30 protein-coding genes are annotated in these 23944 nt (G+C 67.9%); 5 read left to right on the top strand and 25 right to left on the bottom strand.

Annotated features, from left to right (window positions below; all coding sequences use genetic code 11):
- Window positions 1-4 precede the first annotated feature (4 nt).
- Entirely contained in the window at window positions 5-532 is a 528-nt protein-coding gene (locus ACVPT3_RS04195) for a DUF1003 domain-containing protein (protein ID WP_492042947.1), read from the bottom strand.
- A 28-nt stretch (window positions 533-560) separates the two neighbouring features.
- Window positions 561-1490 carry a DMT family transporter gene (locus ACVPT3_RS04190; protein ID WP_492042946.1) on the bottom strand — a complete coding sequence of 310 codons (930 nt, stop codon included), beginning with the start codon at window positions 1488-1490 and terminating at the stop codon, window positions 561-563.
- Between the two features lie 95 nt (window positions 1491-1585).
- Here ACVPT3_RS04190 and ACVPT3_RS04185 point away from each other — a divergent pair, with 95 nt between their 5' ends.
- Window positions 1586-1864, top strand: a complete 279-nt coding sequence (locus ACVPT3_RS04185) for a hypothetical protein (protein ID WP_492042945.1) — start codon at window positions 1586-1588, stop codon at window positions 1862-1864.
- Window positions 1861-2241 (top strand): type II toxin-antitoxin system VapC family toxin, encoded by a 381-nt coding sequence (locus tag ACVPT3_RS04180; protein ID WP_492042944.1) that lies wholly within the window; start codon window positions 1861-1863, stop codon window positions 2239-2241. The genes ACVPT3_RS04185 and ACVPT3_RS04180 overlap by 4 nt, the downstream gene beginning before the upstream one ends.
- 3 nt (window positions 2242-2244) lie before the next feature.
- Here ACVPT3_RS04180 and ACVPT3_RS04175 read toward each other — a convergent pair whose 3' ends face one another.
- The 17 genes from ACVPT3_RS04175 to ACVPT3_RS04095 form a co-directional block, all read right to left on the bottom strand.
- Complete coding sequence (locus tag ACVPT3_RS04175) at window positions 2245-2715, bottom strand: DUF2269 family protein (RefSeq protein ID WP_492042943.1); 471 nt, start codon at window positions 2713-2715, stop codon at window positions 2245-2247.
- Entirely contained in the window at window positions 2712-4013 is a 1302-nt protein-coding gene (locus tag ACVPT3_RS04170; RefSeq protein WP_492042942.1) for an SDR family oxidoreductase, read from the bottom strand. Before ACVPT3_RS04170 ends, ACVPT3_RS04175 begins: the two co-directional genes overlap by 4 nt.
- Window positions 4010-4465, bottom strand: a complete 456-nt coding sequence (locus ACVPT3_RS04165; protein ID WP_492042941.1) for a thiol-disulfide oxidoreductase DCC family protein — start codon at window positions 4463-4465, stop codon at window positions 4010-4012. The genes ACVPT3_RS04170 and ACVPT3_RS04165 overlap by 4 nt, the downstream gene beginning before the upstream one ends.
- Before the next feature lie 18 nt (window positions 4466-4483).
- Window positions 4484-4981, bottom strand: a complete 498-nt coding sequence (gene ssb, locus ACVPT3_RS04160) for a single-stranded DNA-binding protein (RefSeq protein ID WP_492042940.1) — start codon at window positions 4979-4981, stop codon at window positions 4484-4486.
- A 185-nt stretch (window positions 4982-5166) separates the two neighbouring features.
- The gene (locus tag ACVPT3_RS04155; protein ID WP_492042939.1) at window positions 5167-5592 is read right to left on the bottom strand and encodes a PDC sensor domain-containing protein; all 426 of its coding nucleotides are present in this window, start codon (window positions 5590-5592) and stop codon (window positions 5167-5169) included.
- A complete protein-coding gene (locus tag ACVPT3_RS04150) occupies window positions 5592-6269 on the bottom strand; it encodes a hypothetical protein (protein WP_492042938.1) in 678 nt (225 codons plus the stop codon). Before ACVPT3_RS04150 ends, ACVPT3_RS04155 begins: the two co-directional genes overlap by 1 nt.
- Before the next feature lie 90 nt (window positions 6270-6359).
- The gene (locus ACVPT3_RS04145) at window positions 6360-9053 is read right to left on the bottom strand and encodes a transcriptional regulator (RefSeq protein WP_492042937.1); all 2694 of its coding nucleotides are present in this window, start codon (window positions 9051-9053) and stop codon (window positions 6360-6362) included.
- Between the two features lie 58 nt (window positions 9054-9111).
- Window positions 9112-9936 carry a flagellin gene (locus tag ACVPT3_RS04140; RefSeq protein WP_492042936.1) on the bottom strand — a complete coding sequence of 275 codons (825 nt, stop codon included), beginning with the start codon at window positions 9934-9936 and terminating at the stop codon, window positions 9112-9114.
- 135 nt (window positions 9937-10071) lie between these two features.
- A complete protein-coding gene (locus tag ACVPT3_RS04135) occupies window positions 10072-10365 on the bottom strand; it encodes a hypothetical protein (RefSeq protein WP_492042935.1) in 294 nt (97 codons plus the stop codon).
- Window positions 10366-10451: 86 nt separating this feature from the next.
- The gene (locus ACVPT3_RS04130; RefSeq protein WP_492042934.1) at window positions 10452-11219 is read right to left on the bottom strand and encodes a flagellin; all 768 of its coding nucleotides are present in this window, start codon (window positions 11217-11219) and stop codon (window positions 10452-10454) included.
- Between the two features lie 324 nt (window positions 11220-11543).
- Window positions 11544-12323 carry a flagellin gene (locus ACVPT3_RS04125; RefSeq protein WP_492042933.1) on the bottom strand — a complete coding sequence of 260 codons (780 nt, stop codon included), beginning with the start codon at window positions 12321-12323 and terminating at the stop codon, window positions 11544-11546.
- Between the two features lie 219 nt (window positions 12324-12542).
- Window positions 12543-12710, bottom strand: coding sequence for a hypothetical protein (locus ACVPT3_RS04120; protein ID WP_492042932.1), 168 nt, complete (start codon window positions 12708-12710; stop codon window positions 12543-12545).
- Window positions 12697-13176, bottom strand: a complete 480-nt coding sequence (locus ACVPT3_RS04115; RefSeq protein ID WP_492042931.1) for a hypothetical protein — start codon at window positions 13174-13176, stop codon at window positions 12697-12699. The genes ACVPT3_RS04120 and ACVPT3_RS04115 overlap by 14 nt, the downstream gene beginning before the upstream one ends.
- Window positions 13173-13556, bottom strand: a complete 384-nt coding sequence (locus ACVPT3_RS04110) for a M15 family metallopeptidase (RefSeq protein ID WP_492042930.1) — start codon at window positions 13554-13556, stop codon at window positions 13173-13175. The genes ACVPT3_RS04115 and ACVPT3_RS04110 overlap by 4 nt, the downstream gene beginning before the upstream one ends.
- Window positions 13553-13837: a hypothetical protein gene (locus tag ACVPT3_RS04105; protein WP_492042929.1), complete on the bottom strand. Its 285-nt coding sequence runs from the start codon at window positions 13835-13837 to the stop codon at window positions 13553-13555. Before ACVPT3_RS04105 ends, ACVPT3_RS04110 begins: the two co-directional genes overlap by 4 nt.
- Before the next feature lie 145 nt (window positions 13838-13982).
- Complete coding sequence (locus ACVPT3_RS04100) at window positions 13983-15464, bottom strand: DUF2793 domain-containing protein (protein WP_492042928.1); 1482 nt, start codon at window positions 15462-15464, stop codon at window positions 13983-13985.
- A 144-nt stretch (window positions 15465-15608) separates the two neighbouring features.
- A complete protein-coding gene (locus tag ACVPT3_RS04095; RefSeq protein WP_492042927.1) occupies window positions 15609-16070 on the bottom strand; it encodes a DUF4112 domain-containing protein in 462 nt (153 codons plus the stop codon).
- Window positions 16071-16139: 69 nt separating this feature from the next.
- On the opposite strand from ACVPT3_RS04095, the gene ACVPT3_RS04090 reads away from it, so the two are divergent.
- Window positions 16140-17093 (top strand): endonuclease/exonuclease/phosphatase family protein, encoded by a 954-nt coding sequence (locus ACVPT3_RS04090; protein WP_492042926.1) that lies wholly within the window; start codon window positions 16140-16142, stop codon window positions 17091-17093.
- On the opposite strand, the gene ACVPT3_RS04085 is transcribed toward ACVPT3_RS04090, so the two are convergent.
- From ACVPT3_RS04085 to ACVPT3_RS04060, 6 genes are all read right to left on the bottom strand, one after another.
- Entirely contained in the window at window positions 17074-18282 is a 1209-nt protein-coding gene (locus ACVPT3_RS04085; protein WP_492042925.1) for a CCA tRNA nucleotidyltransferase, read from the bottom strand. The two genes, ACVPT3_RS04090 and ACVPT3_RS04085, sit on opposite strands and share 20 nt — an antisense overlap.
- Window positions 18279-18956 (bottom strand): CoA pyrophosphatase, encoded by a 678-nt coding sequence (locus ACVPT3_RS04080; RefSeq protein WP_492042924.1) that lies wholly within the window; start codon window positions 18954-18956, stop codon window positions 18279-18281. Before ACVPT3_RS04080 ends, ACVPT3_RS04085 begins: the two co-directional genes overlap by 4 nt.
- Window positions 18953-19498: a DUF1285 domain-containing protein gene (locus ACVPT3_RS04075; protein ID WP_492043786.1), complete on the bottom strand. Its 546-nt coding sequence runs from the start codon at window positions 19496-19498 to the stop codon at window positions 18953-18955. The genes ACVPT3_RS04080 and ACVPT3_RS04075 overlap by 4 nt, the downstream gene beginning before the upstream one ends.
- Window positions 19499-19549: 51 nt before the next feature.
- On the bottom strand, window positions 19550-20056 hold the full coding sequence (locus ACVPT3_RS04070; protein WP_492042923.1) for a GNAT family N-acetyltransferase: 507 nt from the start codon (window positions 20054-20056) through the stop codon (window positions 19550-19552).
- 70 nt (window positions 20057-20126) lie between these two features.
- Window positions 20127-20900 (bottom strand): enoyl-CoA hydratase, encoded by a 774-nt coding sequence (locus ACVPT3_RS04065; protein WP_492042922.1) that lies wholly within the window; start codon window positions 20898-20900, stop codon window positions 20127-20129.
- Window positions 20897-21982, bottom strand: a complete 1086-nt coding sequence (locus tag ACVPT3_RS04060) for an MBL fold metallo-hydrolase (protein WP_492042921.1) — start codon at window positions 21980-21982, stop codon at window positions 20897-20899. Before ACVPT3_RS04060 ends, ACVPT3_RS04065 begins: the two co-directional genes overlap by 4 nt.
- A gap of 126 nt (window positions 21983-22108) precedes the next feature.
- Between ACVPT3_RS04060 and ACVPT3_RS04055 the strand changes: the two genes are divergently transcribed.
- Together ACVPT3_RS04055 and xth are read left to right on the top strand one after the other, a co-directional pair.
- Window positions 22109-23038 carry a hypothetical protein gene (locus ACVPT3_RS04055; protein WP_492042920.1) on the top strand — a complete coding sequence of 310 codons (930 nt, stop codon included), beginning with the start codon at window positions 22109-22111 and terminating at the stop codon, window positions 23036-23038.
- 105 nt (window positions 23039-23143) lie between these two features.
- A complete protein-coding gene (xth, locus tag ACVPT3_RS04050) occupies window positions 23144-23941 on the top strand; it encodes an exodeoxyribonuclease III (protein ID WP_492043785.1) in 798 nt (265 codons plus the stop codon).
- Window positions 23942-23944: the final 3 nt, after the last annotated feature.

Below are 23944 nucleotides of genomic sequence, written 5' to 3'. Positions count from 1 at the left end.
GGCCTTACCGGCCCTTGGCGGCCAACAACCGCTCGATCATTTCGGTCTGTTCCTGCTGGCGGGCGGTCAGGTGCTCCACCTTGTCCAGCAGGGCCATGATCTCGATCTCGGCCTTCAGGTTGACCTGGTAGTCGTTGCCGGCGTCCAGCCGGTCCTTCGAAGCCTGGCGGTTCTGGCTCATCATGATGATGGGGGCCTGGGCGGCCGCGACCATCGACAGCATCAGGTTCAGGAAGATGAAGGGATAGGGGTCGAAGGCCTCGCGGCCCAGGATCAGGTTCAGAACCGTCCAGACTGCGAGGAAGGCCCCGAAGGCGATCAGGAAGGTCCAAGACCCGCCGAAGGTCGCCACATGGTCGGCCAGCCGGTCGCCGAAGCTCTGGCGGTCGTCGAAGGTCTCGTTGATGTCGCGCGACACCGGCCGGCGCGCGGCGGCGCTGTCGACCACCTGCCGTTCGTCGGCGTCCAGCTCGGCATGGCCGCGGCCCAGCCAGCGGCGAGACAGATGATCGGGGTCGAGGGGGTTGTGCATGGCCGGCTCCGGAAACTGCGGCCCTAGATCAAGCCTTGGCGGCGCCCGCGCGCAAGCCCCGTTCGGCCAGGGCGACCAGGGCGACCCCGCCCATGGTGATCGCCGAGCCGGTCAGGATCTGGGGCGTCAGCACATCCCCCATCAGGCCCCAGCCGATCAGCATCGACACCACCGGCGTCACCAGCAGATAGGGCGTCACCCGCCCCGCCTCGCGCCGCTGGACCAGCCAGAACAGCAGGGTCGTCGCAAGGACCGACGAGGTGATCCCGGCCCATAGCAGGGCGGCCCAAACCATGGGGCTGGCGACCTTCACCGCCTCCCACTGCCCATGTTCGAACACGGCCGAGCCGAAGGCCATGACCGGGAAGGCGCCCAGGGCCAGCAGACCCTGCATCTTCAGCGGCGGGATCGAGGTGGTGCGGCGAGCGACGACCGTCGTCACGCCCCAGGCGGCGCCGGCGGCGATGGCGACCAGGATGGCCTTCCAGTCCTGAAGCGCATGGGCGTCCAGCGTCATCCAGGCCACGCCGACGAAGGCCACCCCCATGCCGATCAGGGCGGCCTTGCTGAGCCGCTCGCCCAGGATCAGGAAGGCGAACAGGGCGGTGAAGGGGATCCAGAGCTGGTTGGCCACGGTCACGGGGCTGACGTCAGTCGCCATCCAATAGGCGGTGTAGGCTAGGCCATACTGGATCGGCCCGCCGAGGATGACGATCAGCGTCAGGCTTCTCCAGTCCGGGAAGGGCGGGCGGACGAAGACGAGCAAACAGGCGGTGGCGATGCCGAACCGGATCGCGCCGACCAGCAGCGGCGGCAGGGTCTCAGTCGCCAACTTGGCGCCCGCGTTGTTGACGCCCCAGACGACGATGATCGCCAAGATGGCGGCGATCTCGAGCCCGGACAGGGCGTGAGGCTTGGAGGCCGGCGGGGTGGATGGCGCGGGGGCGACGTCGGTCATGCCCGCCTATCGCACGGCGTGAGCCGCTTCGCCCGTCAAATGGCGTGTCGGCTCGTTGCATTGACATGTACATGTCTCAAGCGCAGCATGTACATATGGCCGAAGTCACCCTGACCGCTCTGCGTAAAGACCTGTTCCGGCTGGTCGATAGCGTGCTGGAAACCGGCGAACCGCTGGTGATCCGGCGCGGCGGACGGCGGCTGACCTTGATCGCCGAGACGCCCGCCAAGCCGACGACGCCCGAGGAACGCTGGGACGCCTATATGGCGCAAGGCGTGCGGGAAGGCGCCGACGATTGGGCGGACGACATCGACACCAACAAGAGCCATTGGACCTGGGATCCGGACGCCAAATTCGATTTTGGCGACAAGTGACCCATCTCGACACTCAGATCGTGGCCTGGCTTTATCTTCGTAAGGAGAGAAATCTGGGCGAGGCCGCACGACGGCTGCTGCGCCGCACGGATGTTCCCGTGATTTCGCCTCTGGTGATCGTGGAGCTGGAAATCCTTACAGAGCTTGGGCGCATCAGCCCGCCGTCCGTCCCGGCCATGATCTCGGCCCTTGAGGACCAGATCGGTCTGGTGCAGTCCACCGCTTCCCTGTCCGAGGTGTCTTTGGAAGCCTGCCGCTTCGCCTGGACGCGCGATCCGTTCGACCGCCTGATCGTCGCCAACGCCATGGCCGACGGGGCGAAGCTGATCACTGCCGACCAGATGATCCTACGCCATTTCGACCAGGCGGTCTGGTAGGGCTCAGAAGGTCGGCTTGGCGACCATCAGCCAGTAGATGGCCAGGACGCCGGCGAAGGCGGGCCAACCCATGGCGAACCACCAGCGGAACAGCCGATGATAGGCGGTCGGCAGCGCCGCCCCCTGCCCCGCCGCCTGTTCGGCCAGTTTCATCATCCGATACTGGATCCAGACGACCGGCAGCCAGCAGACGCCGACGAAGACATAAAGGCCATAGGCGGCCAGCAGCCAGGGACTGGTGAGAGACCAGCCCTGCAGATGGATCAGGCCCAGGCCGCTGATGGGCTGGACCACCACGGCGCTGGCGGTGAATACGAAATCGGCCAGGACGACGATCCGTCCCACCTCGGCGACCGTGCGGGCGTCGCGCGTGGCGTGGGCGCGGAGCATGAAGAAGGCGATGCCCGCCCCCGTGCCGAACAGGACGGCGCCGGACAGGATGTGGATGATCTTCAGCGCGAAATAGAGGCTCATCGGCGGGCGTCCGTCGCCGCCACGAACAGGCACAGCGCCATCATGGGCAGGACTTTCAGCCACGGCCCCAAGGGGTCGATCCAGTAGTGCGGCAGGCTGAGCGTGCCGGCGATCAGATAGCCGACGGTGGCCAGGCACATGAAGATCGCCACACGCGCCGTCCAGGGCCGCACGAACAGCGCCAACCCGAGCACGACATCCAGCAGGGCGCCCCACCAGGCGACCGGCCCGGCCCAGCGGCCATAGCCGCCCTCGTGCAGGATGGCGACGGCGCCGCTCCAGCCCGGGCCGAAACTGATCAGGCCGGTGATAAGCCAGAACAGGCCCAGGGTCAGGATCGAGAGCGGGCGGACGAACCACAGGCGGGCGTGCCAGACGTCCTGGACCGAGGCCGGGGTCTCGGCCAGGAAGCGCGAGAAGCCGCGCGACGACACGCCGAGGCGCTCGGCCCAGCCGTTGTCGTGACCGGACACATCATGGTCCATCTGGCGCATGGCCGTGGTGCGGATCGGCGAGGACCAGCCTAACCGCCCCAGCAGATCGCCGACCGCCACGGCCGGAGCGGCCAGGGCGCGCGGGACGCGCACCACCGGCGCCGGCTTCAGGCCGAGCCAGCCGCGATAGAGGCGCACCATCTGGGCCAGGGTCACCGCCTCCGGTCCCGGCATGTCCAGGGTCAGACGCGACGGAGCGCCGGGCCGCAAGGCCGCGACAATGGCGGCGGTCAGGTCGCCCAAGGGGATCGGGCGGAAGGTCTGGTCGCCGCCCACGACCGGCGAGAACAGCGGAAAGGCCGCCAGCGCCCGGATCAGGCCCGTGCCGCCGAAGGCCGCCCGGTCCACCACCAGCGACGGCCGCAGGATCAGCCAGTCGAGCGCGCTGTCCTCGACCAGCCGTTCGGTCTGCGCCTTGGTGCGGGCGTAGTCGGTGCCCGCGTCGTCATCCGCGCCGACGGCGGAGATGTGGATCAGCCGAGACACGCCCGCCGCTTCGCACGCGGCAATCAGGGCGCGCGGCCCTTCGATATGGGCGGCGCGGGTGCTGTCGCCGCCGCCGTCCTGCAGGACGCCGACGCAGTTCACCACAGCCGACACCCCGTCCAGAAGCGGCGCCCAGGCCTCGGTCGTCGTCAGTTTAGAGAAGTCGGCAGTGACCCAGTCGAAGGTCGGGGCGCGACGGGCCGGTTCGGCGATGCGTCGCGCCCCGGCTCGCACGCTCCAACCTTCGGCGGACAGGGCCGCCGCCACATGCGACCCGATGAAGCCGTTGGCGCCCAGCACCAGCACGCGGTCGCTCATCCCAGCACCCTATCGTTCAGGTCAACGTCCGCAGGAGGGAGGGCGCACCAGGTCGGCCCGGGAAAACGGCGGCGGCGACGCGCCACATAGTCGTACAGGCGGTCGCGAATGAACCGAGGCACGATCCGACCGATGCGCGCCCAGCGATAAGGCACGGGCAGTTGTGCGGCGATGGCCAGGACGGCGTCGGAGCGTTGGCGCACAACGCCGTGCTGGATCAGCAGCATGGTGGAGGGGTCGTCGGGACTGACGCCATAATGCGTTAAAAGCGACTGCCCCAAGGCCGATTGGGTCGGCGCCAGCCGGAATATGCCGGCCCGGTCGGTCTTCAGGATCTTGCGCGCCGAGCCGGAGCAGAGCGCGCAATCGCCGTCGAACAGGACCAGGGGCCGGTTGTCCGGGAAGGCCGGGACGGCGGGATCCTCACGATAGCTGTAAGGCCCCCGCCCCATGGTTGGTTCGGATCGAGCTTAGAACGGAATGTCGTCGTTCAGATCGTAGCTTTCCTTGGGGCCGCTCGGCTTGTTGGCGCCGCCGGTGGAGAAGCCCGAGGAATAGTCGTCGTCGCCGCGACCACCGCCGCCGTAACCGCCGCCTTGCGAGGCGCCGCCTTCCGCGCGGCCGCCCAGCATGGTCAGTTCACCCTTGAAGCGGCTGACCACGATCTCGGTCGAATATTTCTCGACGCCCTGCTGGTCGGTCCATTTGCGGGTCTGGAGCGCGCCCTCGATATAGACGGTCGAACCCTTCTTTACGTAGTTCTCGACCACCTTGACGATGTTGTCGTTGAAGATGACGACCCGGTGCCACTCGGTCTTTTCCTTGCGCTCGCCCGAGGACTTGTCGCGCCAGGTTTCCGAAGTGGCGATCGACAGGTTGGCGATGCGGTCGCCGTTCGGCATCGACCGGATTTCAGGATCGCGGCCCAGATTGCCGACCAGAATTACCTTGTTGACGCTGCCCGCCATGGAAACTTCCTTCTCGTAGGGAGCGGCGAGTCCCTCGCCAGCTCCGTAATTCAGCCGGATGTCTTAGAGCCGCCGTCGGTCACCGCCAGCCGCATTCGACATCAGACCCGCCAAACCGGTGGATTAACGAAATGTTCCACCTTTGTTCACGCCACGCAAGCCTCTTCTGCGATCAGACCGGCGCCCTATTTCGTTTCGGGGGGCGGCGCGGCGATCGCGATCGGGCGACCGGTCTCGTCGCGCTGGATGGCGCCGGGGATGGCCAGGCGGCCGTCGCCGGTGCGGGCCATGGCGAAGAAGCGGCTGCCCGTCAGGCTCTTGCCGAACTTCACACCCTCGCGGTCCACGAAGATGAATCGGCCCTGATAGGCGCCGGCGACTTCCTGGTTCGAGCCGCCCATACGGAGGAAGCGCAGACGCATCTCCTCCAGCTGACCGGCGCAAAGTTCGATCTGGGCGACGTTCTCGCCCATCTTCTGCAGGCGCGGCGGCTGACCGTCGGGCGTGGCGACGAAATAGCAGACGCCGGGTTCGAACTCGAACTTCGGCTCGTTGGAGCAGGCGCCCAAGGCTGCGGCGGCGGCGATGACGGAAAGGGCGAGCAAGCGCATCAGTTCAGACCCGGGAATTGGCAGTTGCGGTCCTGCTCCGCCAGGGTGCGGAAACGGCTGTTGTCGCCCGACTGTTCCACCCGACGCGGGACAAGGCGAAGCGTCGTATCGCCCCAGCGGCCGTACTGGGCGTCGCCGGGACGCACGCAGGTTCCGGCATACAGGGCCTGAACGCAGGCGTTCAGGCTCATGCCGCTGGACAGGACGCGCCAGTCCGAACCGGTGTGACGCAGGCACTGGGCGCCCGACGACGCCGGCGCGGGGTTGCTGAGCGCAACCGCTCCAGGAGCAGGGCTCGGCATCGGATCCGCCTCGGCGATCTCGACCGGGGGCAGTTCCGGCGGCGGGGCGAAGGCGGCGGTCGGGGCGGCGGCCAGGGCCCCCGTCTCGTCAATGCCGACATCCAGGGCGTCGGTGGCCAGGCCGTTGCGCTGGGCGCAGTCAGCCAGGGTCGCCATGCCGACGAACTGACCGTCGACGAAGCAGCGCAGTTCGCGGGTCGGCTCCAGCGAGGGGGCGTCGGCCAGATCGACCGTCAGCCCGCCCTTGGCGGCGGGCGGGGCTTCGGACGTCTTGTCGCCGCCGCCGGTGAAGATCAGGGCCAGCACGACGGCGGCGATGATCACCAGACCGGCGCCGATGGCGATGATGACGCGATTGTCGTTCGGAAGGGCCATGGGGGGCTTTCGCAACTGAGGCGCCCAATAACCCGGAACCGGCGCCGGGCGTCAACCGCCTAGCCGTCGCATAGGGCGATGAGGCTCGGATCAGGCCGTCAGGCGGTTGAGCGCGGCCTGGAAGTTGGCCAGTTGCGTCTGCTGATAGGCGGTCGACGACTTGTTGCCGGTCTGGGTGTTGGTGATGGCGGCGGTCGACGGCGCCAGCGACTTGTAAGCCGCCCTGACCGCGGTGAGGGCGTTCGCCAGGGCGTCGTTCGCCGCCTTGATGGAGTCGGCGTTGCTAAGGTTCAGCGCATTGGTCAGATTGAGGCCATAGGCCTTCTTTTCCTTGTCGCCCGTGTTCCCGATATAGCCCGGCGACAGGCCCAGAGCGCCCAGGGCGTCCTTGCCGACCGCCCCCGACGAGACCGTGGCGCCCTGTTTGCCTTCGGCGGCTTTGATCTCGATCCGTTCGGTCGGCGGCGAGACCTTCTTGTCGGTGACCACGGTGGCGATGAGCTGCCGGTTCGAGGCGCTAGTGATCTTCTTGGCGAGGCTCGCCATCGTCTCGTTCGCGGCGATAGTCACGGTTATGGCCCGCGTGCTGTTGCCGGGGGTTATGCTGAACTGGTCGCCCGCGCGGGCGGAGGTGGCGACGGTCAGCAGCTTGGAATCCGACTGCATGATCTCGCCCTGCGGCAGGCCCAGCTTGTCCAGAACACTGGCGCCGCCGGACACGACCGTCAGGCTGCCCGTCACCGCCTGGTCGCCCTGGGCGCGCCAGGCCTGGCTGTATTCGACGGCGCCGGTCAGAGGGTCCAACCGCGCCAGATAGGCCTGGGTCGGATCGGTCTTGGCGGCATCGCCGGGGCGGTCGGCGACGCCGGTGATCCAGACCTTGCCGTCCTTGACCTGAACATCGGACGCCGTATCCACGCCGGCGCCGCCATAATAGGTCAGGCGCTCGTTGGCGGAAGGTTGCAGGTCGGGGTCCAGAACGGCCACGAACACGTCCGTGCCGCCTGCATGTGAATTCGTCGCGCCGCCGACGTCCAGAGCGGCGTTGTCGGTCTGGCCCGTCAGGATGACCTGGCCGTTGTCGACCGTGATCCCGGCGATCCCGCCCTGAGCCGCGCCAAGATCGCGGGTCGACGCCAGGGTCGGGGCGCCCGAGGCGTCCAGCGTGAACTGACGGACCATGATCCGACCGTTCTCCACCCCGGCGGTATAGAGGTTCGAGCCGGAGGTCGTCATGGCCTGGACATTGTCGTCGCCGGCCGTGCCGAACTGGGTCGCGCCCACCATCAGACCGCTGAGCGGCGAGGTCGGGGTCAGCCTATGCTCGCCGAAAGCCTGGAGGTAGCCATCCCATCCGCCCAGCGCGCCCTCGGAGCCCGGCATCATGGAGCGCGACCGACCGGCGACATAGACCGTGCCGTCGGCGCCGAAGCTGACCTCGGTCGCCTCGTCGGCGGCCTTGGCGCCGCGCCGCTGGGTCCAGACCTCCTGCCCCGAAGCGTCGAAGACGGTGACGAAACTGTCTGCGACAGCGGCGTCGTCGCCGCTCTTGCCGGCGTCCAGGGCGCCGGTCACCGAGCCGGCGACCGCGATCCGGCCGTCGTCGGCGATGGCGAGCGAGAAGCCATTGGCGCTGGACGCCGCCCCCAGCAGCTTGGTCTGGGTCAGGTTCCCGGCGGAATCGAACTTCATCAGGGCCACGTCGCGCTGCCCCTTGATCGGTTGGGCGTCTTCGCCCTCCGTCAGGTCGGCGAGCACCCAGACGGAGCCGTCGGCGGCCACGGCGCTGTCCCGCACGGCGGCGACCCCGTCCGGCAGGGCGACCTGACCGGCCCTTCCCTCGACCCAGAAGGTCTCGCCCAACCCTTGCGTCGCCGTTGGCGCGCTTCCGCCGTCGGCCTGGAACTTCAGAAGTTCCGCGCCAGCGCCAGTGGTCTGGGTGACATAGACGGCGTCGGAGGTCTCTGCTGCGGAGAATGAGACGGTTTCACCCGCCCCGCCCCACACCTTCAACGCCCACTGGTCCGGACCCGCCGGCAAGGTGACGGTCTTGTCCCCCACCTTGACCGTCTTTGAGGCGCCTGGAATCTGCTCACGCCCGATGCGGGTCTCCACGCCCGCCGCATCCAGCTGTTCGTTCATGAAGGCGGTGACATTGTCGAATGTGCGGGGGGTCGAGCCCATGTCCGCAAGGTCGATGTCGATCGTCGTCTGCGCGCCGCCCCCGATCGAGACGCCGATGGAGAAGCGCACGTCGCCTTCGAAGGCGTCGACGGTCTCGGTGAGCGCCCCCTCGTGCACCGGCGCGGTGATGAAGGTGCTGGACGTCTTCTCGATTTCTGCGGTTGTCTTGACGGTGTTCTGGGCGACGCCGTCGACCATCCTGAACCCTTCGAACTTCGCTGCGGCCAGATAGGCCGAAAGCTCGGCCATTCCGGAGGCGAACCGCTTGTTCAGCAGAGCGGATTCCGACGCACTGACGCCCCGGGTGGCGGCCCGGTCCGCCAGGGCGGACAGCGTGTTGAGAGCCTGATAGGTCGCGAAAAGCTTGCGATAGTCGTCGGAGGCTGAGGCCAGATCGACGTCCACCGACGCCTCGTTGACGATGCGACGGCCCGCCAAGGCGGACCGCACCATTTCGCTGGCGGTCGGGACATTCTCCGTCGCCGTCCAGGGCGCCGTAGGCTGGGTGCGCTTGGTTGGAGTCGTGGACGTGCTTGACGTGGACGACGTCGTTGACGACGTCACCCCGTACAGTCCCAACAGATAGCTGTTGTTGATCATCGATCGGCTCCGCTACCCAGAATGCGCCGAGGGCCGATAACGAACTCTTAAGTCGGGCCTAGTTCTGGAACAGCGACAGGATGACCTGCGGCGCCTGGTTGGCGATCGACAGGGCCTGCACGCCGAGTTGCTGCTGAACCTGAAGCGCCTGAAGACGGGCGCTTTCCTTGGCCAGATCGGCGTCCACGAGGTTGCCGATGCCGGATTCCAGCGAGTCGGACAGCTTGCTGACGAAGGTCGTATGGCGTTCGATCTGTTTGGCCTGTGCGCCCAGTTCCGCGAGACGCGAACTTGCCGTCGTGATCGCGGCTGTCACCGCCGTCAGGGCATCGGCGGCGTTCGCCTGGGTGGTCAAATCCTCACCTGTCAGGCTGAGGCCGGCGACGGTGAGGTTTTGGCGGTTCAGGGAAATGGTTTCGGTTGCGTCGGCGTTGGCCAGGAAATCCAACGCGACGGTCGATGTGCCGTCCAGAATATTGGCGCCGTCAAACGTCGCATTGGCCGAGAACGACCCGATGGAGCCCAGCAGGGCCTGGAACTCCTGGTCATACGAGGCGCGGGTGGCGGCCGTGGCGCTGGGTTCGGCCGCCGCCGTCGCCTTGGCCTTCAGTTCAATCAGGAGATCCGAAATCTGCTCGCCCGCAGCGAGCGACACGTCGGCGATCGAGGTCGCACGATTCAGGCTGGTCGTCACCGACTCCAGCGAACCCTTGTCCGCTCGCTGTCCCTGAGCGACCGCCCACACGGCGGCGTTGTCCTTGGCGCCCTGAACCTTGAGGCCGGTGCTCACTCGACCCTGGGTCGCCGCCAACTGGTCGTTGGTGCGGTTCAGATTCTGCAGGGCGATCATCGCCGAGGTGTTGGTGTGTACGCTAGTGGTCATGGCTTCAAGCCCCGGACTTCTGTTCCCTACACGATTAACCATGAGTCGTGAGCGTATGGTTAACGGCGAAGAAACCACGATAGCGCCGTCCGGCAAACCGGAGGCGTTGCAGTCTTCGACCTGAACACCCTTCGTCTAGACGGAGGTCTTCAGCAGATTTCCGCCCCGGTAGCCCGGGTCATCGGCGAGAGTCTGAACGACTTCCCGCGGGAGTTTCAGCACGACCTTGCCCGTGATCGGATCACTGATCGTGTATACAAAGCGACCGTTTTCGGCGGACTCGATGGTCAGGCGATAGTTGGTCGATTCCGCCGCATCCTCGGCCTGCAGCGAAGGCTGCGACGGCGCGGGGGTGGGGGCAGGGGTGACGTCGGCAGGATCGGGAGGAAAGAAGTTTACCGAGGACACGCTCGCGACATTGTCAGCCATGGCTCCTCGCGCGGAAGATCCGCGCCCTTCTGGATTCAAACGGGAGTGAAGGGCCGGAGCGGCGTCCGCCGCCCCGGCCGATCATCTTAGCGGAACAGGCTCAGCAGGATCTGGCTGGACGAGTTCGCGATCGACAGCGCCTGCACGCCGAGCTGTTGCTTGGTTTGCAGGGCGGTCAGCTTGGCGCTTTCCTTGGCCAGATCGGCGTCGACCAGGTTGCCGATACCGGCTTCCAGGGCGTCTTCCATCTTGCCGGCGAAGGTGACCTGACGGTCCAGCGACTTCGACTGCGAACCCAGGGTCGCCATGTCGGCCGTGAAGGCCTCGATTGCGGTCTGGACTTGAGCAGCGGTGGCGCCGGCCGGGGTGCCGTCGGCGGGCGAGGCCATGCCGACCGTGAACGTCGACGCCGACGTATCGGTGATCACGGAAACCGAAGCGGTCCACAGATTTTCGCCGTCGAAGTTGGCGCCGGCGAGAGCGCTGTCGATTTCGGTCTGCAGGGCGTCGTAGTCGGCTTGCAGAGCGGTGGTCGTGGCGGAGGAACCGCCGGCTTCGATGGCGACGGCCAGCGACTTCATTTCCGTCAAAGCCGCGACGACGGTTTCGCCGGCCGCCAGAGCGACGTCGACGATGGACTGACCACGTTGCAGCGATTGCTTGACGGCCCCTTGGGCGGCCATTTCAGCGCGCTGGTTGGTGGCGATGGCGAAGATGGCGCCGTTGTCCTTGGCGGACGAAACGGCCTGGCCGGTGCTGACGCGGTTTTGCGTCATGGCCAGGGACTTGTTGGTGGCGTTCAGGCTCTGAAGAGCGATGTTGGCGCCATAGTTCGTGTTAACGCTGTTAGCCATTTTGGCTGTCCTTTTCACTTCGTGATGTCCGGCGTCATTTTGACAGCCGGGAGCTTTTTGCCCATTTGAAGTGAAGCAATTGCCGGGCCAGGAACCGTTAACTCGCCGCCCTACAGGCTATTGTTTTATAAGCGTTATATGGTTGTTTATGTTAATCCTTCCCGGCAGATTTCGCCGAGTGAGGCAAATCTTGCCGACCAGGTAGGAAAACTCTGCCGGGCAAAAGCTGCCAGCCAAGCAAGAAGGCGGCCGGACCGAGGTCCGACCGCCTTTTTGACGTTTGATTTTGAGGCGCAGGCCAGAGAGGCCGATGCGCCCGCGCGCTTAGGATCGGAACAGGCTGACCAGGATCGAGCTGGACGAGTTGGCGATCGACAGGGCTTGAACTCCCAGCTGCTGCTTGGTCTGGAGTGCGGTCAGGCGTGCGCTTTCCTTGGCTAGATCGGCGTCGACCAGATTGCCGATGCCGGCTTCGACGGCGTCCTGCAGCTTGCTGGTGAAGGTCACCTGGCGATCCAGAGACTTGGACTGAGTGCCCAGGGTCGCCAGATCGGCCGTGAAGGCGTCGATCGCGGTCTGAACCGCCGCTGCGGTCGTAGCCGTGGGCGTGCCGTCGCTGGCGGCGGCGATGCCGATGGAGAAGGTGCCGCCGGAGGTGTCGGTGATGACGCCGGTCACGGCGCCGTCGGTCCACAGGTTGACGCCGTCGAAGTTGGCGCCGGCCAGAGCCTTGTCGATTTCGTCCTGCAGGGCGTCGTAGTCGTTTTGGAGCGCGGTGGTCGTCGCCGAGCTGCCGCCCGCCTCGATGGCCACGGCAAGGGCCTTCATTTCAGTCAGGGCGGCGACGACGGTGTCGCCGGCGGCGAGGGCGACGTCGACGATCGATTGGCCGCGTTGTTGCGATTGCATCACGGAGTTGAGCGCGCCCATCTCGGCGCGCTGGTTCGTCGCGATGGCGAAGATCGCGCCATTATCCTTGGCGCTGGAAACCTTCATCCCCGTGGAGACACGGTTCTGCGTCACGTCCAACATCTTGTTGGACGCGTTAAGGTTTTGCAGCGCGACCATGGCGCCGACGTTCACGTTGATGCTGTTGTTAGCCATTTTGGCTGTCCTCTTCACTTCGTGTGATGTCCAGCGCCATTTTAGCGCCAGGAGCATTTTGCTCGATCTCTAGAAAGCAAGGGCGGGGCCAGCTTGAAGCGGGTTGCGTCCAAGCATTTCCCTTTGATTTTTCAGAATAATTATTCTGCTCGCAACAGGACGCCCGGCAACTCCCGCCAGGCGACGGCAGAAGTTGCCGAGTCGTTTTTGCCCCTCGGATCAAGGCTGGCTCTTTTTTCCTCCGAGTCTCTGATCGTCCTGCATCGCCCGTTCGGCCCAGAGGGTCTCGACCGCCAGACGCCGCGCCGCGTCGCAGGCCAGGATCTGGGCCCCACGCAGCAGATAGGCGGCGTCCAGATCGGCGGTCGTGGCTTCAGCCGGCAGCACCGCCAGGGCGCAAGACCGCGTCGCCGCCGGCGGCAGGTTCAGCCTGGGCGGCGCAACCGTCGAGGTCGGGGGCGAGGCGGCACAGCTCGCGGTCATGGCCGCGCAGACGATCGGCGCGGCGGCTTTCCAGAGGGGTTTCGGCGTCATCGGCTGTCCTTGCCTGTGCGACGGCGGTCGCGGTCGCCCGCGTCGCCGCCGTCTGCTGTTGTTGAAAATCGTCAAGGCGACGCAACTGGTCGTCGGCCGCCTCGGTCTCGAGCCGGCGAGCCGCGGCCTCGGCCTGGGCCTGCCCCTCGGCCGCAGCGGCTCGCGCCTCCGCCGCGACCATCCGCCGGTGCTGGAGGTCCAGCGGATCCCAGCGAAAGCCCAGGGCGCCGAGCAGGATCGCCACGGCGCCCGCCGTCGCGACTCCCGCCGTGCCCCAGGCCCACGGCGGCAGGAGCTTCAGAAACGCCATCGCCCTCATGGGAAGGCCCTCCTGTCCAGTTCGAAATGGGGCCCGTCGCGCAGCGTCTTCCAGTCGCCGCCCCACACAATGGGAACGCCCCGCTCGTGCGCCGCCGCCTTGAAGGCCTCCGCGATCGGGGCGTACAGGGGCCAGTCCCAGCGAACCTGGCCGTCGACCAGAGCCGCCACGTCCACGGCATGGCCCGTCAGGTGGCGCGACTTCAGCGTGCGGCTGGCGCCGGCCGCGACAAGGGCGGCCTGACGCGCGGCCGTGCGCAGTCCCTCGGTGATCATGAAATCCACCGGACTTCGGATGATCGCCGCCTCGACCACGGCGGTCAGGCTTTGGTGGACGCCATTCAGCCGCGCGCGTGATCGGGCGGATAGCCGAAAACTCATGGCCGGCCCCCCAGCGCCCTGAACCGCGTAGTGGCGACGAGGGTCGCCAACTGCTGGGCCGTCGGGGCCACGAGATAAAGAACCAGGATCAGCGCAATCAGCCCCATCAGGCCGTCGGCCACCCGGGGCAGCCTCTCGGCCGGCATTCGCGCCACGGTGCGTATCAACAGCAGCCACAGGCCGGCGCTGATGGTGAAGGCGTACAGCCTGCGCCACAGCCACCGCGCCTCGGCGAGAGGCTGGTCCGGCGGAGACGCGGCGGAAAGCCGTGGATCGGTCATAGGTCGTCCTCCTCTTCATGGATTCCGCCCGCACAGGGGCCGTCGAATCCGGTGTGAGCACGCCGGTCGGCGTCGTTCAGTGTTTCGGGCGCGTCCCAGGCCTCCGCCTCGAGCACCTCGACGGGTCGTGCTGGGGGCCGGCGGTTCATCCGACAGCCGTGATGCGGACCACGCCCGCCGCGCCCGCGCCGCCTGCGCCGGACAGGCTCAGGCCCGCTCCCCCGCCGCCGCCGCCTGCGCCGAAGATGGCGCCGGCGCCGCCCGTCGAGCTGGCGCCGCTTAATGCCGCGTTCCCGCCGCCGCCGCCGCCGCCGACCCAGGACAGGTTGGGCAGGGACGAGGCCTGGCCCGCCGCGCCCGCAACGCCGCCGGAGGCTCGCCGGCCCACGCCAGCGCCCGCGCCGCCGACGCCCCCGGCTCGGGCGACATTGCTTGTCGCCAGGCCGCCGCCTCCGCCGCCGCCGCCCGGACCGTCCGGACAGGCGGTCTCGCCGCCGGCCGCCGCCGTCGCGGAAGTCGAACTGGAGCCCCCGGGATTGGCCGCCCTCAGCCCCAGGCCGCCGTCGCCGCCCACGCCCGCCGCCGCAGTTCCGCCCGCCCCGCCCGATCCGCCGCCCGCCCGCGCCAGCACCGAACCGGTCTGGCTGACCGTCGAGGCGCCGCCCGCGCCTCCCTGTGTTCCCGCCCCGGCGGCGCTCGTCCCGCCGGCGCCGCCGGCGCCGACGGTGATCGTCAGGGCCCCGGTCAGATCCGCGACGGACCACCGGATCTCGGTCAGCCCGCCGGCGCCGCCGCCGCCCCCGCCGAAGCGCGCTGAGCCGGACGCTCCCGCCATGCCCGATCCGCCGCCGCCGCCGCCGCCGACGCAGACCGCCTCGATCCAGCCCGCCCAGGCGGGCGGTTCGTAGAGGCCGTCATGGGTGAAGGCAGTGGTCTCGCGCCGTGTCGCGCCCGCATCGAAAGCGATCCGCCCCGACGCACGGTCGACCGCAAAGGCGCGCCGCCATGCGCCCCCGTCCGCGCTGACCTTCAGGCTCAGGTCCTCGTCGCCGACCAGGCCCAGTTCGGCCCGGCCGCCGTAGCCGCTCTGGAACAGCAGCGACAGGACGTCGCCCGCCGCTTCCTTGTTCAGCGTCAGACGCAGGTCCCCGTCGCCTCCCTCCCCCGTTCCGCGCGCGGTGAACAGGGCGGTGTTGCTCTTGACCGCCAGCGGATTGCCGGCGTCCGCCGTCGTGCCGATCCCCAGCCGGGACAGGGCCTGCACTTCGCCCAGGCTGAGCCCCAGCGGGCTCCAGCCAGCGTCGAGGCGCACCATCATGATCCCTGCGTCCAGGACCAGGGCGATCAGGCCGACCGGGGTGGGTACGACGCTCCAGCCGCCCGCCTCGAACCGCATCAGGGTTCCCGCCGGGCGGCCGATCCATCCCGGACCCTGGGCGTCCTGGGGAAGGATGAAGAGATCGCCGTCGAAGGGGGCTTCAGGCGAGGTCGCGCGGGTGGCGCTGACCACCGCCGTCTGCAGCAGGGCGTCCAGCCGGGTCAGGGCCGCGTTCAGGGTCACGTGTTTCTGCATCTGCCCCGCCGCCAGATAGGGCAGGGCCAGACGCGCTGTGAAATCGTCGCTCATAAGGGTCTCCGTTGATGTCGGAGACCAGTCTGGAGGCGCCGGCGACCCAGGCGCGCTGAACGGCGGAATTTCTGGCCAGCCCGCTGGATTTACAGCGGAAAACTTCTGGGATTAGGCAATCCGGGGCGCGTGGACGCGCCAGATTCAGTCGTGCAGATAGACGACGCGCCTCAGCTTGCTGTCGTTTCTGACCGTCTCGAGATGGCGCTCGTGGTCGCCGCTGGCCTTGGCGTTGGCTGCGGAGTCCTCGACCCAGTGGCTGGTCTCGATGTCCTTCTGCAGCGCCTTGGCCGCCAGAAGCTGTCCCGGGAAGAAGGTGTCGACCACGTCTCCCGCGAGGGGCACGGTTCCCGTCGCCGTGTCGACCGCCATATAGGCCGCCATCCGCGCCAGGGTCGCCGGCGAGGCCTTGGCCCGGATCGCCTGCAGGATCAGCCAGCCCCCCGTGCCCACGGTATAGACGGTGCCCACCACCGGCACCCAGGTCAGCAGGCCATCCATGCCGATCCCGAACGGCCCGATGCCGATGACCCTGTCCGACAGCTTCTTGATCCCCTCGACATTGGACCAGATCTTCTCGATATCCTTGATCGACCGTCTAGCCATGTCGCGCCTTTCCCAGCGTCGCCCTAACGCGGCATAGCCAACAGCGTTCACCAAGAAAGGCAACAACGGATGTCCCTGCTGAAGCCAGCGGTCAATACGGCGGCCTTCCTGATCCTGGTCGGCCTGTCCCTCTTCGGCGCGGCGGCCCTCAGCGGGATCGGTCATCGCTGGGTGGACATCCTGGCCCAATTCACCGCTCCGATGCTGCTGGCGGCCGGATCGCTGACCCTGGTCTGCGCCGTCCTGCGACTGTGGCCGGCCACGGCCGTCGGCGGCGCGTCCGTCCTGGTCCTGGTCTTCGCCGTCTGGCCCCAGTGGGCGCCGCCCCTGGGCCGGCCCGCAGCGGGCCAGCCGATAGTCCGGCTGTATTCGGCCAATCTTTGGGTCAGAAACACGGATGTCGACGCCATCCGTGGCTCGATCGCCGCCGCGGACGCCGACATCGTCGTCCTGGTCGAGGTCGGCGACGCGCCTTCGGACCGGTTGGACGAGATCCTGGCCGGCTATCCCAATCGCGCCGTCATGGGGCGTCAACAAGACCCCAGCGGCAGGGCCCTGTCCATCGTGGCTTCGCGTTATCCGATCTCGGGCCGACTGCCCTCGCGGCCCGACGGTCTCAGCGCGATCGGGGCCGTCGTCGACACGCCGCTCGGGCCCGTGACCGTCTTCGGCGTCCATCTGACCCGGCCCTGGCCATATGAGTATCAGTGGGGCCAGATCACCCAGGTCATGGCCCTGACGGCCCGGCGCCAGGCTGCGGCGCCCGGTCCGACCGTCATCGCCGGCGATTTCAACAGCGTCTCCACCGCCCGCATCGGTCGTCAGATCCAGCGTGATCTGAACCTGGTCCCCGCCCCCGGATTCCCGGGCACCTGGCCCAGTCGCCTGCCCGGCGTCCTGGGCATCACCATCGACCAGGTCTATCGTTCCAAAGACCTGGCCCTGATCAGCCGGCGCATCGGGCGGCCCACAGGCTCGGACCACTATCCGGTGATCACGGAATTTACTCGGGCGGAGCCATAAGCGCCCTTACCCGCGCCTCGTGACCCTGGTCGGGGAAATCGTCGGCGACCCAGGCGTCCTCGAAGGCTTTCAGGATTCGCCCCGTCTCCGGGCCGGGTTTCAGACCGAGATGCGCCAGATCGCGCCCCCCCACCGGCATTTTCGGCGCCGCCCATGCCTCGGCCAGACGCCTTAAGCGGGCGCCGTCCCCGCCTTCCGCCGCCTCGGCCCTCTTCAGTCGATCCTCAAAGACCGCCCGCCCCAGCCGGTAGATGGCCTTTCGCGCCTCCGCATCAGTCATACCGGGCGTCACGGCGGGCCCATCGGCCACGGCGGCGGCCAGCCGGTCACGCATCGCATTCGACAGCCGCAGGCGCTCCGCCGTGCGTACGACGGTCTCCGCGTCCGCCGGCAGAAGGGCCGACAGACGCAGCACCGGATCCAGGCTCGATGCGCACAGGGCTTCGAACAGCGCCAGAGGCTGGGCTTCGGGCAAGACCTCGGACAGAACGCCCGTGTCGGCCATGGCGCGGACCGCCGGCCGGGGATCCGGCGCCGCCAGCAGCTTCAGCAGTTCCTTAGACACCCGCTCGGCCGACAGTCGCGCCATGCCGTCTTTCAGGGCCGCACACGCCGCCAACCCGATCGGATCGGGTTCGCCGCGTCCGTACCAGGCCTGGAACCGGAAGAAGCGCAGGATGCGCAGATAGTCCTCGCGGATCCGCGTCTGGGCCTCGCCCACGAAGACGATCCGCCCCTCGGCCGCGTCCGTCAAACCGCCGCCGGTCGGGTCGAATACCGTCCCCTCCCCATCGGCGTAGAGAGCGTTCAGGCGAAAATCCCGCCGCGCCGCATCCTCGGCCCAGTCCTCGGTGAAGGCGACAACCGCCCGGCGCCCGTCGGTCTCCACGTCCCGACGCAGGGTCGTGATCTCATAGGGTTTGCGCTCCGACACCCCGGTGACCGTGCCGTGCTCCAGCCCGGTCGGCACGGCCTTCAGTCCCGCCGCCTTCAGGGCCGCCATCGTCTGTTCCGGCCTAAGCCGCGTGGCGATGTCGATGTCGTCCACCGACCGCCCCAGAAGACTGTTCCGGACGCAGCCGCCGACGAAGCGGGCGCAGTCGGGGCCGCCGGCAGCCTCCAGGGCCGCCATGACCGCCCGGGTGGCCGGCGCCTCCAGCCAAGGCTGGCCCAGCATCGACACGCTCATGCCGCCCCCTGTTCGGCCGCGTCCACCTCGGCCGCGATCTCCGGCGCAGGTTCGTCGCCGTAGAGCCGGGCGTGGAGCCCCTTCAGGATGCCGGCCGTCACGCCCCAGATATAGCGTTCGCCCCAGGGCATGGCCCAGAACCAGCGCCTCAGCCCCTCGTCCATGTCGTAGAAGTCGCGGCGATGGTTCGCCGCATCCATCAGAAAGTCCCACGGCGTCTCGAACACCTCGGCCACCTCATCAGGCGACGGCGTCGTCTCGGGCGGCTCGCGCAGCCAGCCGATCACCGGCGTCACCAGGAAACCCGTGCCGGTCTCGTAGGCGTCGGAAAGACCCAGAACCTCGACCGCCGCGGGGTTCAGCGCCACCTCCTCGTCCGCCTCGCGCAGCGCGGCCTGGACGGCGGTTTCGCCGGGGTCCAGCCGTCCGCCGGGAAAGGCGATCTGGCCCGTGTGCCGCACCAGGGTGTCGGCCCGCCGGGTCAGCAGCACCGTCGCGCCTTCGGGCCGCGCCACCACGGGGATCAACACCGCCGCCGGCCTCAGATCCCGTGCCGGCCGGGCGGCCTGGGGATTGAGATCGAAGTCCGACCGCGCCGCCACCCACTCCGGCCGCCAGGTCTCGACCGGCGTCAGACGATCAACCAGCCGATGCCGCAAGGTGTCCAGGCTCATGTCACGGACCCCAGCGAAAAGACCTGACCGCCGGATCGCACCTGCAGACGATCCTCCACCGTCTCGGCGGCCTCGACCAGTTCGTAAAAGACCGAACGGCTGATGCGCGCCCACAGGTCTCGACGCACATGGACGCGCGGCGCCGGTTCGCCCGTGGCCGCGTCGGTCTCCACCACGATCGGATCGGCCGCTCCGGCCCGGACCTCGTCGCCGACGTCGGTGGTGAAGATCAGGTCATCGCCGTCCCTCCGCAGCGCCACGGCCCGGAACGGCAGGTCCTCGACAGCGATCCGCAACTTCTCGACCGGGGTCACCAGATGATAGCCGTCGGGATCCTTGCGCAGGACGGTGGAGAACAGCCGCACCAGAGCCGGGCGGCCGATCGGCGATCCCTCGTGCAGCCAGACGCCGTCCCTACGGATCAGGATGTCGATCTCGCCGCAATGCTCGGGGCGCCACAGGTGCACCGGGGGCAGCTCTCGGCCGGGGGCTTGTTTCGCCGCCTCGGCGATTGCGTTCAGACCGGTGTTGGCTTCGTCCATATTCGTCATGATGGGACATGACTTAGGCGCGGTGCGCCGTCCGGGAAAGCCTCAGCCGATCCTAACGAGGCCCGACGCCGTATCCGCCTTGATCGCCAGCCACAGCACCCGGCGGCGATCCACAGGCCCGGGCAGGCGCGCATCCGGAGCCCCGATGAAGCCGAAACGCTCGAAATAGGCCCGATCGCCGACCAGCAGCACCCCGCCCGCGCCCGTCGCTCTGGCCTCGTCGATACAGGCTTGAACCAGTTCGGCGCCCAGACCGTCGCTGCGCATGGCGGCGTCCACGGCGATTGGTCCCAGGAACAGACCGGACGTCTCGCCGATCGTCACCGGCCACAGCCGCACCGAACCGACGAGCCGGCCATCGCGCCGGGCGACAAAGCCTGCCGTCGGTCGCGATCCCTCCCGCAGCCGTTCGGCCGTCTTGGCGTACCGGCCCGGCCCGAAGGCGGCCATGACCAGGGCCTCGACACAGGCGGCGTCAGCCGGAGTCTCGACGTCGATGCAGCTGACGACAGCGGCGGGGAGCGTATTCTGGACTAGGGCGTGCGACATGACCGCTCCGACAGGGGCGCGCGCACCTAGAACCAAAGCCGCGCCAAATCAAGGCGCGGTCTTGTGACGGTCAACCGATCTTGGAGAAGTCCGGCGCCCGTTTCTGGGTAAAGGCCATGAAGGCCTCCATGGCCTCCGGGCTCTTCATCTGCGACCCGAAGGCCTCGCCCTCGCGTTGCATCAGCGCCCACAGACCTTCGGCGTCGCGCATCAGCCGCTTGGTCTTGCGGATGGAGTTGGGCGCGCGCGCCGCCACCTTGGCCGCCAGATCCGCCGCAGCCGCCTCGACCTGATCGGCCGGGACAGCGCGGTTGGCCAGACCCCAGGCCAGGGCCGTCTTGCCGTCCAGAGGCTCGCCCAGGGCGAACATCTCGAACGCCCGCTGATGGCCGATCACCGCCGGCAGCAGCAGGCTGGAGGCCGCCTCGGGCGCCAGGGCCAGATTGACGAAGGGCACGGACAGCAGGGCGTCCTCGGCCACCACCACCAGGTCGCAGTGCAGCAGCATGGTCAGGCCGATGCCGACCGCCCGCCCCTTCACCGCCGCCACCAACGGCTTGTCGAGATCGGCCAGCGCCTTGAGGAAGCGGAACACCGACATGTCGAACGGCTGTTCCGTCTGGGCACCGATGGCGATGAAATCGCCGATGTCGTTGCCGGCCGAGAAGCTGTCGCCCTCGGCGCGCAGCAGCAGCACCCGCACCGTATCGTCGGTCCGCGCCTGTTCGACGGCCTCGGACAGGGCTGAATACATGGCCTGGGTGATTGCGTTCTTCTTGTCGGCTCGGTCCAGCGTCAGGGTCAGGACGCCGTCGGCCAATTGGGTGCGGATATGTTCGCTCACGTCGTTTCCTCGTCCTGTTTGACGGCTGTCCACCAGTCGACGCCGTTCTTGTCACGCGTCCGCTGGGCGCGGCCGCGCTTTTCCAGATAGTTCAGGTGCGCCTGAGCCTCGCCCGTGGCCATGCCCAGCACTCCGTCTCCGACCGCCCGACCAAACACGGCCGGGAAGCCGTCGATCACCCTAGACGGTTGACGCAAGGTCCGCTCAAGCCGTTTCAGCGCCGTCTCATGCCCGCGCTCCAGAGCGTCGAGACGGGCGTGGACGCCGTAGAAGGGTTCGCCGTGCGCCGGAAGGATAAAGGCCCCTGCAGGCAGCAGCGCGCGCAGCTTGACCAGGGAGTCCATCCAGTCGCCGAGCGGATCGGCCAGAGGCTCGGTCGGCCAGACCGAGACGTTCGATGAAATCCGAGGCAGTATCTGGTCTCCGGCGATGAAGAGGTCGTCGGACCGTCGCCACAGACAGACATGTTCCGGGCTGTGACCCGACCCGACGACCACGGTCCATTCATCGCCGCCGATCTCGACACTGTCCTCATCCGACAGCCGGAGATAGCTGCGCGGCATGGGCGACACCCCTTTGCCGAAGCCGCCGTAGTCGGCGCGCCAACGCTCGATCTGAGCCTCGCTCCAACCCGCGGCGCGGTAGTAGAATTCACCATCCGTTGGTGCGTCCCCGGCCTCTTCGGCCATCAACATGCGGGCGGTGACATATTCCAGGCGCGACATCAGCAAGGGCGCGCCGGTCCTCTCGCACAGCCACCCCGCCAGGCCGATGTGATCGGGGTGCATATGGGTGCAGATCAGTCGACGGACCGGTCGCCCCTCCAGCCCCTGAGACAGGACCTGTTCCCAGGCCGCGACGGAATCGGGCGTCCGAAGCCCTGTGTCGACGAGCGTCCAGCCGTCGCCGTCCCGGATCGCATAGGCGTTGACGTGGTTCAGCTGGAAAGGCAGCGAGAACCGCAGCCACCACACCCCGCGCGCGACCTCTATGGTTTCACCGGGCGCGGGCGTCAGGGACAGCGGATAGCTCACCCCCTTGCCGTCGCGGCCTGCCTTTGTCGTCGCCTGTCCGTCGGCCAAGTCCGTCTCCAATAGAAACGCTCGAACTCTAGGCTGGATCGAACGCCCTCGTCCAGCCGACGCCTTGACCCCGACCCAATACGACGCCACACGACAAGCAGCAGACACAGCCCCCAAGGTGTTCCCATGAAGTTTCGCATCGCCGTCGCGCTGATCGCGCTGGCCATCAGCGCCGCGACCGTCGCGCCTGTCGCGGCCCAGACCGACAACCCCGACGATCCCCGCGAGAACGCGACGCGTCCGTCCGGCGGACGGGCCGCCCGCAACCGCGAGCGGGCGCCGCGCCTGACCCCTGAACAGATCACGGCTGCGGCCCAGGAACAGGCCAATCTGGCCAACACCGGTTGCCAGGTCACCGAGGCCAAGCTTCTGGGCACGACCGCCGAAAAGACCTCGGTCTATGAGATCGCGTGCGCGGCCGGCCCCGGCTACATGATCGAGTCCAAGACTCCTCCCCTTGCGACCGACTGCGTCGTGCTGGCCAACTCTGCAGCCACGGTTCGCGCCTCCAACCCGGAAGCCGACGTCGGTCCTCAGTGCGCGATCCCGGCCAACCTGGACACCCAACGCTTCCTGCGCGAATACGCCGAACAGGCGGCCGTCCCCTGCACCGTCGACGAGGTCCGGGTCGTGGGCAAGTCGAACGAAGACGCCATCGTCTACGAGGTCGGCTGCGCCGCCGAGCAGGGCTACTGGATCAAGAAGATCGCCGGCGCCTGGAACAAGACCGAGTGCGTCCAGGTCGTGGCCGAGCGTGCGGAATGCCGGTTCACGACTCCGACTGAAATCGCCGCGTCGGTGAAGACCTGGCTCGCCGGATCCGACGCCGCCGCTTGCGACGTCACGGAGGCGCGCTTGATGGGCCAGAACACCAATGGCCGCTTCTATGAAGCCAAATGCGCCGCCGGCGACGGCTTCATCGCCCGCACCAACGCCGAACACGCCGTCCAGCAGGTCTATCCCTGCGCCACGGCGCAACAGATCGGCGGCGGCTGCACCCTGACCCCGGCGCCCGCCGCGGCTCCGGCTCCAGCGGCTCCGGCCGGCCGGCTGTAATACGCTACAGACCAGACGCATGAAGGGCCGCCGGAGCGATCCGGCGGCCCTTTTGTTTTGCGCGGCCTCTTTTCCGAAACCGTGACGCGCCCTACCGTCGCCGTCATGCGCATCGCCACCTGGAACGTGAACTCGGTCAACGCCCGCCTGCCCACCGTGCTGGCCTGGCTGGAGCAGGCCGCCCCCGACGTCGCCTGTTTCCAGGAAATCAAATGCGTGGACGAGAAATTCCCGCGCGAGGCCTTCGAGAGCCTGGGCTATAATGTCGAGACCCACGGTCAGAAGAGCTATAACGGCGTGGCCATGCTGTCGAAATATCCGCTGTCGGACATCCGGCGCGGCCTGCCGGGCGACGAGACCGACGAACAGGCGCGCTATCTGGAAGCGGTGATCGAAGCCCCCCGGCCGATCCGGGTGGCGTCCATCTATCTGCCCAACGGCAATCTGATCGGGACCGAGAAGTTCGACTACAAGCTGGCCTGGTTCGAACGGCTGAACCGTCACGCGCGCGGCCTGCTGGCCTTCGAGGAGCCGCTGGCCCTGTGCGGCGACTATAACGTCATTCCCGAGCCGGAAGACGCCAAGAACCCGGCCGCCTGGACCGACGACGCCCTGTTCCAGCCCCAGAGCCGCCAGGCGTTTCGCGCCCTGAAGAACCTGGGCCTGGCCGACGCGCATGAGGTCGGAGGCGAACCCGCCGGCACCTACAGCTTCTGGGACTACCAGGCCGGCGCCTGGCAGAGGAACCACGGGATCCGCATCGACTTCGCCCTGCTGTCGCCCCAGGCGGCGGACCGTCTACGCGGGATCGAGACTCATCGCGATGCGCGCGACATGGACAAGCCCAGCGACCATGTGCCGGTGGTGGTCGATATCGACCTGTCGGCCGGGACGGAGGTCTGAGCC

It is taken from the genome of Brevundimonas sp. FV1ps31S, assembly GCF_058681265.1.
The sequence above is the reverse complement of the archived record's forward strand: the minus strand, read 5'-3'. Positions and strand labels throughout refer to the sequence as shown.